A 16,705-nucleotide genomic window follows, 5' to 3' on the forward strand; every position below is an offset into this window, starting at 1 on the left:
TCAAAGAACCTCTAATGCGCATTCTATGCAGATTAGAGGTTCTTTGTTTTATGATGATTGGGTAGTTATAATGTTTAGACTTCCCGGTTTACCTTGAAGAATGAAATAAGCTCTTCCAGCTCCCCGGACATCAATGTAAGCTTGTCCGAAGCTTGGACAATCGAAGCCATAGACTCTGTCTGTTCCCCAATGGTTTGTTCAATTTGTTTGCTGCTGTTGACTGTTTTGCTAACTGTGGAAGACAACTCGTCCGAGGTAGCTGACATTTCCTGCGTGCTGGCCGAGATTTGCTCAGTTGCACTGGATACCTCCTGGATTTGTGACGACACTTTGTTGGACGCTTCTAAAATTTCAGAGAACATTTCGCCTGTCTGCTTCGTAACTTCCAGTCCGACGTGAACTTCTTTTGTACCCAGGCTAATGCCTTTTACAGTTTGTTCAATCTCTTTTTGAATTTCTTCAATAAGCTCTGCAATTTGTTTGGCGGATTCTTGAGACTGTTCAGCCAAATTACGCACTTCTCCAGCTACTACTGCAAAACCTTTGCCTTCTTCGCCGACTCTGGCAGCTTCAATCGAAGCGTTGAGAGCAAGCAGATTCGTTTGGCTGGCAATACCGGTAATGATGCTTACAATATTACTGATTTCGTTAGAACGGTTCTGCAATGCATTAACGGAATCAACTGTACTTTCCATTGTAGTGGAGATAGAGTCCATCTGAGTGGATAGCTTTTGAGCTACCTGATTGCCTTCAACGGAGCGCTTTTCCATGGAATAAGCTTGATCCGCAACAGAAGAGGAGCTTTCAGCGATGGTTTGGATCACTGTAGACATTTCATTCATAGCCCTGGAGCTTTCAAGTGCTGCGTGATCCTGAGCCTCAAGCCCCTGGGTTATTTCCCGGATATTGCTGTTAATGACGTTTGTATTCGTACTGTTTTTCTCGCTGATGCTTAACAATTCCTGGGCTGATCCCGTTACTTCTTGCGTCGTATCCTGTACTTTCACCATTGTATCGTTAAGGCGCTTGATCATAGAATTAAATTTTTGATTAATAATACCAAGGTCGTCTAGTCCTGTCTTAATTTTCACATTCAGATTACCCTCGCTGACTTCTTCAATTCCCTTCATCAAGGAACGAATTGGGGAGAGCGTGCGTTTTACCAGCAAGTATTGAATCGTCAAGAAGATAGCAAGAAACAGAATGAGCAGTGAAACACCATATACAAGCAGCTTATGAAGACCTGTAGGTACAGAGCTCGCATCTACGTCAAAGTAAATTGCACTTGTGACTTTACCACTTGCGTCTGTAATCGGGTAAACAATCGTAGTCCATGTGCCATATTCGTCCGTATAAAAGCTGCTCAATGCTGATTCATTGGATTGAAGCACCTTATTTACGGCTTCTGCATTTTCGTCAGGCAGAGTGTACATATCCCCAATATTCATCTTCGAGTCTTGGAAAGCTTGAACCAAATTAGTGGGAACGCCAATAATGGAGGTTTGATTTCCTTCTTTTAGTTCTGTCCCAAATATGTAAGCTTGGGCGACATTAGGATAAAATGTGTGAATAGAATCTAGAAATTTACGTAATTCCTGTTGAACAGAACCGTTATAATCTTTTTCGCTTAATGCTTGTTGTACTTTTGTTTTGTCAACATCTTCTGCCCATTTTTTGGTCAGCACTTTAACCTGATCTTGCAGCTGCGTGGTGAGAATGTTCTTTTGAAGTATATAGCTAGATGTGATAAGAATAGCACCTATTAATACGATGTTAAGAAAAGATATTAATAGATTTTTACCAAAAAAGGACATAGTGCTCCACTTCAAGTTTTTCACAAGTTTCTTCTCCTTTAAATTTTAATTTAATGCTACAGTACAGCTATCCCTTATATATTTCGTCAATTTCCTTTATAAATGTTAGCGAATTATTACAATTGGGATATACTTACTGGTTTCACTAAAAACAAAAGCGGCAACCCACATGCAATAAATGTAGGTCGCCGCTTGCTAGCAAGACGGGATAGCTGGTTTCAACTCAAATACAACTAAATTACTTTATTGTTTGAACAATATTTAAAAAATAAGATAAATGCGGGCGAACGAATGCCCTTAATCATTATATAACAGTCTTTCGCTGAACGTTGAAAGCTTTCTGTCATTATACAAGTAGTGAAATGAGCAGAGGGAGCGAAATAAGCGATAATACTGAGCTTATAACAAATGCAGATGCCGCTTCTGTTTCCAGTGATTCATAGCGGGTCGCGATCATAGCGGCTACAGCAGAGCCGGGAAATGCGACAAGCAGTACGGCTTTGGTTACATCCTCAGGGGACAGTCCGATCAGAACAGCAATACCGAGCATAACCATAGGCATCACGATCGCTTTCAGTACAGCGATACTAAGTGCTTTTGGACTGAACGTAATCTTTTTAATCCCAATAGTTACCCCAATAGCAAATAGAGCCGTACCAGCAGTAATATTGCCGATCTGATCAAACATGGATTGCAAAAGCTTCGGAGCTTGGAATCCGCATAAAGTCAATACAACACCAATCAAGGGTACGCAAGCCAGCGGTTCGCTGAGTCCATGAAGGACAGATTTTATAGTGACTGTAAATAAATTGCCTTTAGTGTCGTTAGATTCTGTTGATTTACGCTGGCCGACCGTTCCCAAAATACTTGCAAGCGGATCAAGAATCGCATTAACGACGATGCCGGTAATCGCAATAGGAATGGCGACCGCCGCACTTCCGAACAAGCTTCCCAAAACCGGAATCCCCATGAATGCGAAAGAAGGCTGTGTTGAATTCAATGCGAACATGGAGGATTCTGTCAGACCTTTTTTTGCAATTAAGCGATATAAGATGAGCAATACAATGTAAAAGCCGATCACTCCAAGCAGCAATGCAACAAGAAAGGGCCACTTTTGGATTAACGTCTCTCTTGGTGTCGTCGTAATACCAATAAACAAGTGTGCAGGTAAAGCGAATTTGGTTACCAGTGTATTTAATCCCTTAGATGAAGCTGGGTTAAAAGCCTTAAAAAAACCTGCAAAATAACCAATTAAAATGACAAAGAAAATAGGAATTAAGATAATAAAGATATGACCTGTAGCCATGATGTCGCCTCCAATAAAGATGTCCGCCAAAAATGGCGGACATCAGTTAAATAATCACTTTGCTTACAGCAAGTATAAATTTTGATGTTGTTCGCTATTTTTAAACCAGAACGGCTTCCTGTCCATACTGTTTGATGGGTTTATATTTGCATTCCCACATGGATTCCCGAACCGCTTGTACGATATCATCCGGCTGATGACGCGCAACTCCATCTTGAACGGCTGCCTTGGCGACTGCCACTGCTACAGCTTCAGATACTTCTCGCAGTTCGTTGATTTTTGGCAGCAGGGAAGCACCAGGCTGTGACAAATCAACCATTTGAGCTACTGCATGGGCAGCTGCTGCAAACATGCTATCTGTTATAATTTTGGATTTTACTACGATTGCTCCAAGACCAAGACCTGGGAATACGAAAGCATTATTGGATTGTCCAATTTCAAACTTAATATTGTTGTAGATTACTGGCTCAAAAGGACTTCCTGTTGCAATAAGGGCTTTTCCTTCCGTCCAGTGGATCAGGTCTTCAGGAGTTGCCTCTGCCAGAGGAGTCGGATTGGACATTGGCATAATAATAGGGCGTTCTGTATGCTTGGCCATCTCTTTCACGATTTCCTCACTAAATGCTCCAGCAACACCGGAAGTTCCGATCATAATCGTCGGTTTCACACGGCGAATGACTTCAAGCAGAGGGATTTTGCCATCTTCAGCATGCTCCCAGTCACGGCATTCGGCAGCATCACGCACATAAGGGACCTGGAATGGGAAAAGTCCTTCCGTTTCATTGGTAAGCAGACCACGGTAATCATATGCCCAGAAGTTACGTCTTGCTTCAGTTTCTGACAATCCTTCGAGCATCATAGCCGCACTAATTTGGTCTGCATTGCCGATTCCGGCAGCTCCTGGACCAAACACTAGAACCCGATGCTTGCTCAGTGGGATTCCGGACAATTGGACACCAGACATCACACCTGCTAGTGTAACCGCGCCAGTACCTTGAATGTCATCATTAAACGTTAAAATATTATTTCCGTACTTGTTGATAATATTCCGAGCATTGACGTTACCTAGATCCTCCCAGTGCAGCAGTGCGTTCGGGAAAGAAGAAAGTGCAGCTTGAACATAAGTATCAATAAATTGATCATATTGTTCTCCACGTACACGCTTATGACGATTCCCCATGTATAAAGGATCTTCTAACAGCTTTTCGTTGTTTGTACCCGCATCCAGCACAACGGCCAGTACCCGGCTAGGATCAATACCAGCAGCGGCTGTATATACAGCAAGCTTACCAATAGAGATGTTAATACCGCCAACTCCCCAGTCCCCAATTCCCAAAATACTTTCAGAATCTGTGGCTACAATCAGGTCGATATCATCAGGACCCAAGTTCAAATTCTTAAAAGCTTCTTTGATGCCAGCAAGGTTATCAATAGATAAATACATACCACCTGGTTTATGATATTCATGACTGTATTCCTGAATAGCCTGACCGACTGTTGGTGTATAAACAATCGGAAGCATCTCGCTCAGGTGCTCGGAAAGCAAACGATAATAAAGGACGGTATTCCGATTAAAAAGATCATTTAATGCAACGTTTTTACGCAAATTATCTGGTTGGCTTTGAAATTGCTCGTATACCCGTTGAACCTGTTCCTCAATAGTTAATATGGTAGGAGGAAGGAGGCCGTCAAGTCCAAGCTGCTGACGCTCTTCCAGCGTAAAAGCCACTCCTTTGTTCAGCAGTGGGTTGGCAAGAAGATCCTTTCCGGTTAATTTGGTTTCGATAGTTCCATCTTCCGTAACATGAAAAGCACGCATTTCCAATTCCTTCTTTCCTAAAAAAATACATTTGGTTAACCCTTGAACAATTCGTGAACAAGTATACGCCTTATTTTAAACCAAGTGAACAAGTATGTTGTGTGAAAAATGGTTATATAAGTGTTTACATAAGAAAAAATATGAAAATGAAAGCGATTTTCAATGATTTTCAACTGAAAAATTCATTAAATTTTCATAATGTTTTCGGTAAATATTCATTAAATGTGACTTTTTTCATAGCTCTTATAATTTGATTGAATATGTATAGAGGAATAGCTTAACTTCATTTTTCTATAAATGAAGTTAAGCTATTTTTTATTATAAGGGATAATTGAGGCTTAAAATCTAAACGTTTGGTGGCTGTCTATTTAGTGGATAGTCAGATATTTAATTCTCCGATTCGGTTAACGGCTTCATTAGCGCCTGGAGCAGAGCGTTGCATCCAGCTGTTGCGCCATTTCAATTGCATGATAATGACGAGGACAAAAGCACAGAATGTGATCAGACTTAGACAGATGAAGCCAGGCATGTAAGAACCCGTTAATTTGTACAGATGGCCCAGAATAAGAGGAAGACAGTATCCACCTATGCCACCAGCAGCCCCGACGATGCCGGTCATAAGCCCGATTTCGTTGCCGAATCGCTGCGGCACAAGCTGGAATACGGAGCCGTTGCCAGCCCCAAGGCACATCATGCCTACGAACAGCAGAACTACGACTACGGCAAGTGGTGGCAAAAATGCAATGCTGGCGAGCATTATCCCGGCCCCGGCATACAAATACATTAACATGCGAGAACCACCAATCCGGTCAGACAAAAAGCCGCCTACAGGACGAAAGAAGCTTCCGGCAATCACACAAACGGTTGCAAAATCAGCGGCATGCACCGCAGAGAGGCCGTATTGGGTATTGAAGAAAATGGTCAAATAATTAGAAAGGCCGACGAACCCACCGAACGTCACGCAATAAAAGGCACAGAACACCCAGGCATCCCTCTGTTTGAGCACTGAAGCATATTGCGCCAGACTTTTTGGTGCTGGGCGATGAGGGCTGTTGCGGGCAAAAATACTGAACAGAACAAAGACGATGAAAATGGGATAATGGCCAATCCAAACACGACCTCCCAACTGTCAAAATGTTGGGCAATACGGTTGGCAAACAAAGTTGCGAGGACGGTCCCGCTGTTGCCGGCACCGGCAATTCCCATGGCCAGACCTTGATGCTCTTTGGGGTACCATTGGCCAGCCAATGGTAGTGCAGCTGCAAATGAGGCGCCGGCCACACCCAGAAGCAGGGCGACAGTGTACAACTGCTCCAGCGAATCAACCCACAGCCAGCCGAGCAGGAGAGGAATGATCGTGACAAGCATACCGATCTGTCCCGTGAGCTTCGGACCGATATAATCTGACATGAATCCAAGCACAAGTCGCAACAGAGAGCCGCTGAGTATCGGGAGAGCGACAAGGTTGGCTTTTTGTACAGGGTCCATTGGATAATCATTAGCAATGACAACGACCAACGGTCCAATCATCCCCCATATCATAAAGCTAATATCAAAATACAAAAAAGAGCCAAAAAGGGTGGGCTTGTGTCCGCTGTGCCAGAAACTTTTTTTCTTCATTCTCCATCTCTCCTGTTCTTATTGGGGTTTGTAGAGCTCAGGCCTTAGACTTCAGCCCTCTGCTGAACATAAAAAGCCGCAAATCGTCCCGTCATTGATATTGGGAACGTTTTGCGGCTTCATTGCCGTGTTTGACACACTTCATTGTGCATCGCTTTGGTATGATCACATGGTAGTGATTTTAATTCAAATTATAAAAAGACATTCTACTTGTGTCAATATACATAACATTAAAATTATAATAAATTAAAAAAATAGGTTTAAATACAGGTTTCATGTATTGAATATTGACATCATACTCACAATTCAGTAATCTTAAGTACATATCGGTACAACGATGTGCCGACATTTACGGCAACGGTGCTCTTTTCCATCGAATGGAGAAGGGCTTTTTCTGTCTTATTTTAGGTTCAGAGAATGGGGCTGGATTAATTATGATAAAAAGACTGGTCGTCATCGGTAATGGTATGGCAGGCATCAAATGTGTGGAGGAAATTCTCAGTCTGGAGCCGGAGCGGTTCCAAATCACAATATTTGGTGCAGAGCCACGTCCCGGGTACAATCGTGTGCTCCTGTCCAAAATGCTTCAGGAGGAGAGCACGTTCCAACATATTGTTACCCATAGCTGGGACTGGTACGAAGAAAATGGGGTAAAGTTGCAAGCCGGTGAACGTGTGTGTCGTATTGATGTAGCAACCGGTATGGTGGAAACGGAATCCGGCATTCAAGAGCCCTATGACATTCTCATACTGGCAACTGGCTCTTTGCCTTTCATACCTCCCATTCCCGGAGTCCGAAAAGAGGGAGTAATCGCTTTTCGTGATGTAAATGACTGTGAAACCATGGCCAGATATGCCAAAACGTATCGCAAGGCCACCGTCATCGGAGGAGGGCTATTGGGGCTTGAGGCTGCTCAAGGCTTGCTGAATCTAGGGATGGAAACTGACGTTGTTCATAATGCGCAGTATCTGATGAATCGTCAGCTTGACCGTACTGCGGCTGTGCTTTTACAACGGCGGTTGGAGCAGCAGGGCATGCGGTTTCATTTGGCGAAGGATACGGTCAATATTATAGGCCGCAACCGGGCACAAGGATTGATGTTTGCGGACGGGAACAGATTGGAAACAGACTTGGTCGTGCTGGCGGTTGGTATCCGGCCCAATATCGCTTTGGCTCAGGACAGTGGTCTGACAGTAAACCGTGCCATTGTCGTGGATGATTATATGCGCACGAGTATTCCTGGTATTTACGCAGTTGGCGAATGTGCTGAGCACCGTGGAATTTCATATGGGCTGGTGGCGCCGCTATATGAGCAGGGCAAAGTGCTGGCAAAGGTGATTTGTGGTCGTGAAACGGCTCCTTATGAAGGGACGGTTCCCTATGCCCAGCTCAAGGTTGCGGGAATTCATGTGTTTTCGGCAGGAGACATTCGTGAAGAGGGAAACGAGATTGCGATCATGGAATATAACGGTATGCAGGAGATGTACAAAAAAGTGATGATGCGCGCTGGCGCTATTACTGGAGCGATTTTATTCGGCGATACGGCGGAAAGCACCTCGCTGCTTGGAATGGTTCGGCGCGGCGCGCCGACTACAGAGCTTACACCTCAGAATAACAGCAAAAGCAAAGCAGAGGATGCTGCGGAAGCATTGCCCGAAGGAGAGACGGTATGCGCATGTAACGGTGTGAGCAAGGGGGATATCTTGCGAGTGATTGCCACAGATAAGCTGAAAACAGTCGAAGAGGTGAAGAGCCGGACCAAAGCGTCCGGTTCCTGCGGTGGTTGCCGGCCGCTAGTGGCTGCACTGGTCAAAAATGGTTTGTCCCGAGCGACAGCTTCTGGACCTGTGGTTACTCCGACTGCTCAAGAAGTTGTTCCTGTGTGTGGTTGTACGCATTATGATCATGATTCGCTTAAGACAGCGATGGTGGAGGCAGTTTGTCGAACTCTAGAGGAAGTGGTATCTCGTCTCGGTTGGACCAGGCAGCAGGGCTGTGAATTATGTCGTCCTGCTGTACTTTATTATCTGGAATCTCTAGGTTTGCGGAACGGATCTGCAACAAATCAACTGGGAATAGGCGTTGCGCTTCAGCCCACCGTACCATACGAAGGGGAAGCGGGTTCTGTGGGCCTGAGTTTTACAAATTTGGATGTTGAACGTAGGGATTTTGTTGATCCTGCCCCGATCGATCAGGCTTCTGGTGGAGTGATCTGGTTGAGAGAGCGGCTGGCAGCAGTATGGGGCAGTCTTTCATTACCGTCACCAGTTGCGGTTGCTGTTAGTCCGGGTTCAGAGTATCCCGATGGCGTGCTTGTCCATGACATTGGAATCTCCCGATCTCCAGCAGGTTGGGAGGTTTATGCTGGTGGCCATGCAGGACATCCGGTTCGTCAGGGGTTGCTGCTTGGATTGGAGGAGAATCCGGAAGAAGTGGTGCTGATGGTTGTAACCTGCTTGCAAATATACAGGCATAGTGCTAGGTATGGGGAGAAAATGTGGGAATGGATTGAACGGACTGGCGTTCTAGCGCTGCGGGAAAGTGTGCTCGACGTTACTCTGCGAAGTGAGCTGACCGGTAGCCTGCGGTCCACCATGCTGACAGGTTAACAGATTGTGGGAGTTGTAGTGAATGGAGAGGGAAGGTGACTTTTATGTGTCAGTCAGGAGAAAACAAACTGGAAGCCGGTCAATACGTCCTCCCTGTGGTGGAGACACAGTGCCCATTTTGCAGCGTGCAATGTAAGATGACCGTTAGTACGGAAACGGAAGCACTCGCGGGTATCGTTCGAACGGTGTATAAAGCGGAAGGGAAACCTAATGCAGCCTCACAAGGCAGGTTGTGCATCAAGGGAATGAATGCGCATCAGCATGCAACTCATGCAGAAAGGCTGACACAGCCTCTCCTGCGCAAAGAGGGCAGGCTCGTTCCTGTCCCATGGGGAGAGGCGATGGATGCTGTAACTAGCAGTTTCTCTTCGCTACTGTCCACGCAGGGTCCTGATGGAATCGGCATTTACGGCGGAGGCTCGTTATCGAATGAAACGGCTTATTTACTTGGGAAATTTGCCAGAGTGGCTATAGGTACGCGCTATATTGATTATAACGGGCGCTTCTGCATGTCGGCGGCAGCATCTGCTGGCAGCAAAGTGTTTGGTGTTGACCGCGGACTGACCTGTAGGCTGGCTGATATTCCGTTGGCTCGTTGTATTGTGCTAGCAGGCACGAATATCGCTGAATGTCAGCCGACGTTAATGCCTTATTTTCACCAAGCGAAGGAAAATGGCGCGTTTATCATCGTAATTGACCCACGCACGACTCCCACAGCGGCAATAGCCGATCTGCACCTGCAAATCAGACCAGGTACGGATGCTGTACTGGCCAATGCCATGCTAAAGGTCGTCGTGGATGAGGGATTGATAAATGAAGAATTTATCAGCAAGCGGACCAACGGGTATGACCAGTTGTTGACTCATTTGAATGGGGTGAATCTGAACGAATCGGCTGCGTTGTGCGGAATTGAGGCAGAAATGATCCGGCAGGCAGCACGTGCCTTTGGCGGCGTGGAGACTGGCATCGTTTTTACAGCCAGGGGCGTCGAACAGCAGACGGATGGACATATGGCGGTACGTGCATTTCTTAATCTCGTGCTGGCCACCGGAAAGATTGGAAGAGAAGGGTGTGGGTATGGGGCCATCACAGGTCAGGGGAACGGGCAAGGGGGGCGAGAGCACGGTCAAAAGGCTGATCAGCTTCCTGGTTACAGATCGATTGAGAATGAAGCAGACCGAGCCTATGTTGCGTCCGTGTGGGGAGTTGAACCAAGCAGCTTGCCGGGAAAAGGAGTATCGGCCTATGAAATGATGGAGCTTGTGAATCAGGGAGAAATTCAAGCCCTGTTCGTGATGGGCTCTAATCCTGTTGTATCTAACCCGAATGCACGGTTGGTCGAGGACGCGCTGGAAAAGCTCGATTTGTTGATTGTGGCGGATATGTTTCTCACTGAAACGGCGCGAAAGGCCGACGTTGTTTTGCCTGTGACGTCTTATTTGGAGAATACGGGGACGATGACTAATCTGGAAGGCCGCGTTTTGCTGCGGGAAGCGGTGCGCCTTGCACCGGGCGAAGCTAGAGATGACTGGAGCATTTTATGCCAAATAGCTGCAAGGTTGAACAAGGGGAGGTACTTCGCATATAAAGATGCAGAAGATATCTTTGAAGAACTGCGTCTCGCTAGCCGAGGGGGACTTGCTGATTATTACGGGATCACTTATGACAGGCTGCGTCGCGAGGAAGGGGTGTATTGGCCATGCCCATCTATGGATGAAGCTGGTACGGATACGATGTTTCGGGAAAGTTTTGCTCTTTCCAACCGAAGGGCTGTTTTTACAGTGGTTGAAAGCTGTGGAGCAGGAGAGGAAATATCCGAGGAATATCCGCTTACTTTGACGAATGGCCGCGTGCTGGCTCACTATTTGACTGGCGCGCAAACACGCAGAAGTCCTTCGCTGGCCGCGCGTGAGATTGAGAATTATGTAGAAATTCATCCGCGTACTGCGCAGCGCTGGTATATCAGGGACGGGGAGTGGGTGGAAATAACATCCCAGCGCGGCAGCTTCACCGTCCGCAGCCGGATCAGGCCACATATTCGCGAAGACACGCTTTTCGTGCCCATGCATTGGGGCGGGACGCAAAATGTAAATCGGGCGACCCGTCCAGACCTTGATCCGTTCTGCCGGATGCCCGGCTTCAAGACGGCAGCTGTATGCATCCGTCCCCTCCGCCTAGCTGTAGCTGCAACCAGTGGACATAACGGGGAGTGGTCACAGTTCTAGAACAGGAAGGTGTGAGTGCATTTTCTTTTTCCTTGCATAAAAGGCCCGCCCCCTTTGCATGAGCATGGGGGCGGACCTTTTTGAGTAGTTCAGTTTATGTCCCGATAAATGCTGGACTGTAGGAGACGAGTTTTATAAATGAAAATGGGGTTCGGATGTGTTGGCACCCGTTTTTATTTCTTTTCTCAACATTGCTTCACGCCAGCGGCAGTACAAATTCCAGGCACCCCCGTTTTCTAGCAGCGGTTTGCAGGTGTACAAACCTTCCTCGATGGAGTCGACTCGCCCTGCAATGAACAGTCGTACCGCGCCGTTGAGCAACACTTGATTCGAGAAGGCAGTAGGAGCTGTGCCTTGCAGCACTTCCTCTGATATGCGCAGCTGTTCAGCAGGGGTCCAGTGGTGTTCTGGTACTACCGAATCCAGCCCGTACATTTCGGGATCTATAACCTGGAGGGACACCTTACCATTAGCAAACAGGTAAGTCCGGGTCGGTCGATCGATGAATAGGTCCTCCGATCCTTCGCTCCCCTGGACGATCAAAGCCCTGCGATAACTCAGATTTTGCATGACTTTCGCCGTCTTGTCGAATACGGTGTTGTGGAAAACACCAAATACAATGTACGGGGAGGAACCATAATCAACCAGTTTCTCGGCTGTGTTCAGTACTGTGCGAAGCCCCAACTCTTCGCGAATAGACCGCAGATCCCGCAGGGGCGTGCACCATTGTTCGGAAACAACGAAAAGCACGCCTGTCTGCTTCGCAGCATGAATGGTGGTTTCGTGTGACATGTCCGCAGTCGCTACCCCCATCTCCTGCAACAAAAGTGGGAGTGTAACCCCCCATTTGGGAGGGAGGGGTGCACTCCCATGCATCGTTACAGGTAATCCGTATGAGGCAAGTAGAAAGGCAGTTGCGAAGGTAGCAATAAATGATGACTTCCTACCGTCGTACGGACCGGCGAAATCAATGCCTTCCTGCATGGGAAAGCGGTGGGAATATTTGCGACAGACATTAACGAATGCTTCCAGCTCGGTAACACTCTCCATTTTGATGCGTTCCGCGGCAAAGAAGGCACCGATTTGAGCTGGGGTTGCTGACCGGGTCATAATCAGTTCGGCGGCAGCTTCGGCTTCGGCATAGTTCAGATCACGAGCGCCTCTTTTGCCGCGCCCAACTTCTTTTAATATTTCAATGATATTCATGTTCAAGGCCCCTTTCAGATTTATGCTTTTAGCATTTGCTGTGCTTTCACAATGGAGATGGCCACATCAACGATTCGTTTGCGCTCATTCATCGCTTTTTTACGCAGCAGATCATATGCCTCCGCTTCCGGGATGCCGTTTACTTCGCCAAGTATCCCCTTCGCCATATCAATCCATTTGCGTTCTTCCAGCCGAGCGGTCAGTTGTTTGCGTTCACTTTGCCAATGCTGGCGTTCAAAAAAGCGTTTGGCGCTAAAATGAAGAGCCCAATTCAGCTCATGGGCTGCCATGGAAGGGGTTAGAATACCGTCGACAGTCACGTCTGCTTCACAAGCCTCCGTCGATGACAGCGCTGATGTCGCGCTGCACCACCAGAGCAACGGAATTGCTTTGGTTTGCTCCAACCTGCTACTCCACATGCTGATTGTGCCGACAGGTATGTTTAGTAAGGCCGCATCTGCATTATGGATGAGCTGTTTGATTTCAGATTCATGGCGGCAGGGCAAAGGCAGGTATCCGTTGGATTCTAAAAGGTGCTCAGGTCCTGCCTGCCATGAGGGAATGGTGTCTGCCTGCTTGGATGCAGGGTCAGCATGTGAGTGAATTACCAACAAGGAACGCAAGCTGGCTCCTCCTCTCTTTAACATGAAGGGTAAATAAGCATAGGATTGTATGTCTTGATAAGAAATATGACATATAACTTGATGAGATGGGTTTACTTTTCCATCATAATGAAGTGGAAACGGACTTTTAAACCATTTTGGCGTGTTTTGGACTGAAAATCAATCCTAATTTTGTAGAAGAGTGATATTTTATACGTCATCAATATGTTACTTAGTGATAAAATATTATTTTTACGAGATTTTGCGTAAGGAATATTGACATGTGATTTGAATCGTTATATATTGGCTACAGTACTTTAAATTCATACTCTGATGAATACAACGGCGTATTCGATGAAACGGCAATGGAGCCTGTTTTCACATGTGGAGGGATGTTTTGCATCCCCGTATGTGAAGCAGGCTTTTTATGTTTTAAGGATAGAAATGGAGAGGGAGTGACCTAATGAACTACATCCAAAAATTAGTGCTGGTCGGCAACGGAATGGCGGGGATACGCACTCTCGAACATTTGCTGAAGATCGCACCAGGTGCCTATGAGATTACGGTATTTGGGGCCGAGCCCCATCCAAACTATAATCGGATCATGCTGTCCTCTGTTCTGGCCGGTGGAGCAGGTTTGCAGGATATTATCATCAACGATTGGAATTGGTATGAAGACAATAATATCCGATTGTATACCGATGATCCTGTCACAGCGATCGATACGGAAAAGCGACAGGTGACTTCACGATCCGGTGTATGCGTCTCTTATGATTTACTGTTGTTGGCAACAGGTTCTAAACCCTTCATTTTGCCGCTTCCAGGAGCCGACAAGGATGGTGTGATTGGGTTCCGGGATATTCGTGACTGCGAGATGATGATGGAGACGGCGAAGACGCACAAAAAAGCGGCCGTTATCGGCGGCGGATTGCTTGGGCTAGAGGCAGCCAGGGGGCTACTCAATTTGGGAATGGACGTTACAGTTATTCATATTAACGGTTATATTATGGATCGGCAGCTGGATGAGGCTGCTTCCCTTATGTTACGGCGCGAGCTGGAGGAACAGGGAATGACTTTTCTGGTCAATAAGCGGACGGCGGCTATCACCGGGCGTCGTCGCGTGGAAGGGCTAAAGTTTGCTGATGGCAGCGAACTGGAAGCGGATTTGATCGTTATGGCGGTAGGTATCAAACCAGACATTGAACTGGCGGTGTCAGCGGGAATCCCCGTAAACCGCGGTGTCATCGTAAATGATCACATGGAAACGAATATTCCTGGCATATATGCCGTTGGAGAATGTGCAGAACACCGGGGAATCACTTACGGTCTGGTTGCCCCATTATATGAGCAGGGGGGCGTCCTGGCTCAGCGACTCGCGGGAATGGAGACTCCTGGCTACAGTGGTTCCGTTACTTCTACAAGATTGAAGGTATCGGGCGTCGATGTATTTTCAGCAGGAAATTACAAGGATGAGTCGGGAACGCGATCACTGCGGTATCAGGATGATATTGATGGCGTCTACAAAAAAATCGTCATTAAGGAAGAAAAACTGATCGGTGCCGTTCTGTTTGGGGATACCTCTGATGGAGCCAAGTTGTTTTCTCTGATTAAAAGTGGGGAGTCGGTGGTTGGTCGAGAGAAAGAGTTGTTACTTGGCTTTAACCCTGGTCAATCAGAAGGTAGTGGCACCATGATGCTGGAGCAGATGCCTGAAGACGAAATTGTATGCGGATGTAATGGTGTATCCAAGGGTGACATTGGAGAGGCGGTTGCGGCTGGCTGTAAGAGTCTTGGGGAAATTAAGGCCTGCACGAAGGCATCGGCATCATGCGGCGGCTGCAAGCCATTAGTGGAGGGGCTCTTACAGCTGTACGCAGGTGCAGAAGCCGGAGAATCGATTAAAGAGGGGATATGTGGCTGTACGACACTTGATCGGGAGGCGATTATTGATGGTATCCGAGAAATGGGGTTGAAGAGCGTCAAAGAAGTGATGAACGTGCTGGGCTGGAACGAAGCTGAAGGATGCACCAAATGTCGGCCGGCCCTCAATTATTATCTAGGTATGCTGTGGCCACTGGATTATGAGGATGAGAAGGAATCCAGATTTACGAATGAAAGGTACCATGCCAATATTCAGAAAGATGGCACCTACTCTGTGGTGCCCCGCATTTATGGAGGAGTTACTTCACCTGCCGACCTGAAGAAGATTGCTGCTGTCGCGGAGAAATACAATGTGCCTTTGGTTAAATTTACGGGTGGCCAACGTCTTGACCTGCTTGGTGTAAAAAAAGAAGATCTACCGGGAATCTGGTCCGAATTGGATATGCCATCGGGATATGCATATGGAAAGACATTGCGAACCGTCAAGACGTGTGTCGGTAACACTTTTTGTCGCTTCGGCACACAGGACGCTATGGGCATGGGCATCCGGTTGGAAAAGGCATTCGAACGTCTGAATGCGCCATCCAAAGTCAAACTGGCTGTGTCGGGCTGTCCGCGTAACTGCGCAGAAGCGACGATCAAGGACTTGGGTGTTGTCGCTATTGACGGTGGCTGGGGGATCTACATTGGAGGTAACGGCGGTATTAAAGTGCGGGCAGCAGAACTGCTGTGTACTGTAAAAACCGAGGATGAAGTGATGGAATGGACTGGTGCCTATTTACAGTATTACCGTGAGCAGGCGAATTGGAACGAGCGAACAGCTCATTGGGTAGAACGGGTAGGCGTAGAGTCGATCAAACAGGTATTAGCAAATGCGGAGACGAGGCAGCAACTGGTAAGCAGAATTGAGGAGACGTTAAGCACAACGACTGATCCGTGGCACGAAATCATTCATAACGAAGAGCTGCGCAAAAACTTTGTACAGCTGCCGGAGCTTAAGGCAGTAATGGAATAGGAGGCTGACCAAATGGAGAGCAATACGATAACCAGCAGAATCAGGATAGCAGATCTGAACGAGATTGACCGACGTGGAGCAAGAACAGTTCGCATTCATAATGCAGAGATAGCCGTATTTCGCCTTAGTGACGGCAGCGTGCGTGCGCTTGAGAACCGTTGTCCACACAAAGGGGGACGGCTATCTGAAGGAATGATATGTGGATCGGTGGTCCATTGTCCGCTCCATGATTGGAAAGTCGACCTGTCCACTGGTCAGGTGCAAGAGCCGGATACTGGATGTGTGACCACTTACCCGACGGAGATTGACAGTGAGAGTGGAGCAGTTTACATCGTAATCTAGGGGCATTAGGTTTATTTGCTTGGGGTGCTGGGCTTAGTTGTTCTTCTATATAATAGAAGAGATACGTATTGCCGAACAATTCTCTAGAATTCAATCTTGCTGAAAAAAGAGACATTGCTGCTTAAGCGTGGTGTATATAAAAAGTCAACCTTACTTCTGGTTGGCTTTTTTTTTGCCTAAATCTTGAACGACGGCCAGTTTCTCGTCTCGGCACCGTTTGCTTTATCTTCAAACAAACAAAAAAAGCCTTGAAAATCAAGGCTTCT

The 16,705-nt window shown here is 47.0% G+C and carries 9 protein-coding genes and 1 pseudogene; 4 read left to right on the forward strand and 6 right to left on the reverse strand.

Features of this window, described 5'->3' with window-relative positions:
* Positions 1–74: 74 nt before the first annotated feature.
* The 4 genes and pseudogenes from G7035_RS17765 to G7035_RS17780 all read right to left on the reverse strand — a co-directional run bounded on the left by G7035_RS17765 (position 75) and on the right by G7035_RS17780 (position 6,559).
* A complete protein-coding gene (locus G7035_RS17765) occupies positions 75–1,838 on the reverse strand; it encodes a methyl-accepting chemotaxis protein (protein ID WP_019687983.1) in 1,764 nt (587 codons plus the stop codon).
* 322 nt (positions 1,839–2,160) lie between these two features.
* Positions 2,161–3,120 (reverse strand): AEC family transporter, encoded by a 960-nt coding sequence (locus tag G7035_RS17770; RefSeq protein ID WP_019687982.1) that lies wholly within the window; start codon positions 3,118–3,120, stop codon positions 2,161–2,163.
* Positions 3,121–3,220: 100 nt separating this feature from the next.
* Complete coding sequence (locus G7035_RS17775; RefSeq protein ID WP_019687981.1) at positions 3,221–4,939, reverse strand: NAD-dependent malic enzyme; 1,719 nt, start codon at positions 4,937–4,939, stop codon at positions 3,221–3,223.
* Between the two features lie 379 nt (positions 4,940–5,318).
* Positions 5,319–6,559: pseudogene (locus G7035_RS17780) on the reverse strand (nitrate/nitrite transporter).
* A gap of 434 nt (positions 6,560–6,993) precedes the next feature.
* On the opposite strand from G7035_RS17780, the gene nirB (G7035_RS17785) reads away from it, so the two are divergent.
* Positions 6,994–9,168 (forward strand): nitrite reductase large subunit NirB, encoded by a 2,175-nt coding sequence (gene nirB, locus G7035_RS17785; RefSeq protein WP_019687979.1) that lies wholly within the window; start codon positions 6,994–6,996, stop codon positions 9,166–9,168.
* Positions 9,169–9,212: 44 nt separating this feature from the next.
* On the forward strand, positions 9,213–11,393 hold the full coding sequence (gene nasC, locus G7035_RS17790) for an assimilatory nitrate reductase catalytic subunit NasC (protein WP_019687978.1): 2,181 nt from the start codon (positions 9,213–9,215) through the stop codon (positions 11,391–11,393).
* Positions 11,394–11,525: 132 nt separating this feature from the next.
* Here the strand turns inward: nasC and G7035_RS17795 are convergent, their stop codons facing one another.
* The gene (locus G7035_RS17795) at positions 11,526–12,599 is read right to left on the reverse strand and encodes an anthranilate phosphoribosyltransferase (RefSeq protein ID WP_019687977.1); all 1,074 of its coding nucleotides are present in this window, start codon (positions 12,597–12,599) and stop codon (positions 11,526–11,528) included.
* Positions 12,600–12,619: 20 nt separating this feature from the next.
* Entirely contained in the window at positions 12,620–13,222 is a 603-nt protein-coding gene (locus tag G7035_RS17800) for an ANTAR domain-containing response regulator (RefSeq protein WP_019687976.1), read from the reverse strand.
* Between the two features lie 442 nt (positions 13,223–13,664).
* On the opposite strand from G7035_RS17800, the gene nirB (G7035_RS17805) reads away from it, so the two are divergent.
* Positions 13,665–16,097, forward strand: coding sequence for a nitrite reductase large subunit NirB (gene nirB / locus G7035_RS17805; protein WP_019687975.1), 2,433 nt, complete (start codon positions 13,665–13,667; stop codon positions 16,095–16,097).
* A gap of 12 nt (positions 16,098–16,109) precedes the next feature.
* A complete protein-coding gene (nirD, locus tag G7035_RS17810) occupies positions 16,110–16,439 on the forward strand; it encodes a nitrite reductase small subunit NirD (RefSeq protein WP_019687974.1) in 330 nt (109 codons plus the stop codon).
* Positions 16,440–16,705 lie beyond the last annotated feature (266 nt).

This window comes from Paenibacillus polymyxa, from assembly GCF_015710975.1.
In the GTDB taxonomy this organism is placed as follows: domain Bacteria; phylum Bacillota; class Bacilli; order Paenibacillales; family Paenibacillaceae; genus Paenibacillus; species Paenibacillus polymyxa.

What these genes read in the sequence shown, in the direction of transcription:
- G7035_RS17770 (WP_019687982.1), bottom strand. Translation starts at nt 3,120, where the DNA reads ATGGCTACAGGTCATATCTTTATTATCTTAATTCCTATTTTCTTTGTC.
- G7035_RS17775 (WP_019687981.1), bottom strand. Translation starts at nt 4,939, where the DNA reads ATGCGTGCTTTTCATGTTACGGAAGATGGAACTATCGAAACCAAATTA.
- nirB (WP_019687979.1), top strand. Translation starts at nt 6,994, where the DNA reads ATGATAAAAAGACTGGTCGTCATCGGTAATGGTATGGCAGGCATCAAA.
- nasC (WP_019687978.1), top strand. Translation starts at nt 9,213, where the DNA reads ATGTGTCAGTCAGGAGAAAACAAACTGGAAGCCGGTCAATACGTCCTC.
- G7035_RS17795 (WP_019687977.1), bottom strand. Translation starts at nt 12,599, where the DNA reads ATGAATATCATTGAAATATTAAAAGAAGTTGGGCGCGGCAAAAGAGGC.
- nirB (WP_019687975.1), top strand. Translation starts at nt 13,665, where the DNA reads ATGAACTACATCCAAAAATTAGTGCTGGTCGGCAACGGAATGGCGGGG.
- nirD (WP_019687974.1), top strand. Translation starts at nt 16,110, where the DNA reads ATGGAGAGCAATACGATAACCAGCAGAATCAGGATAGCAGATCTGAAC.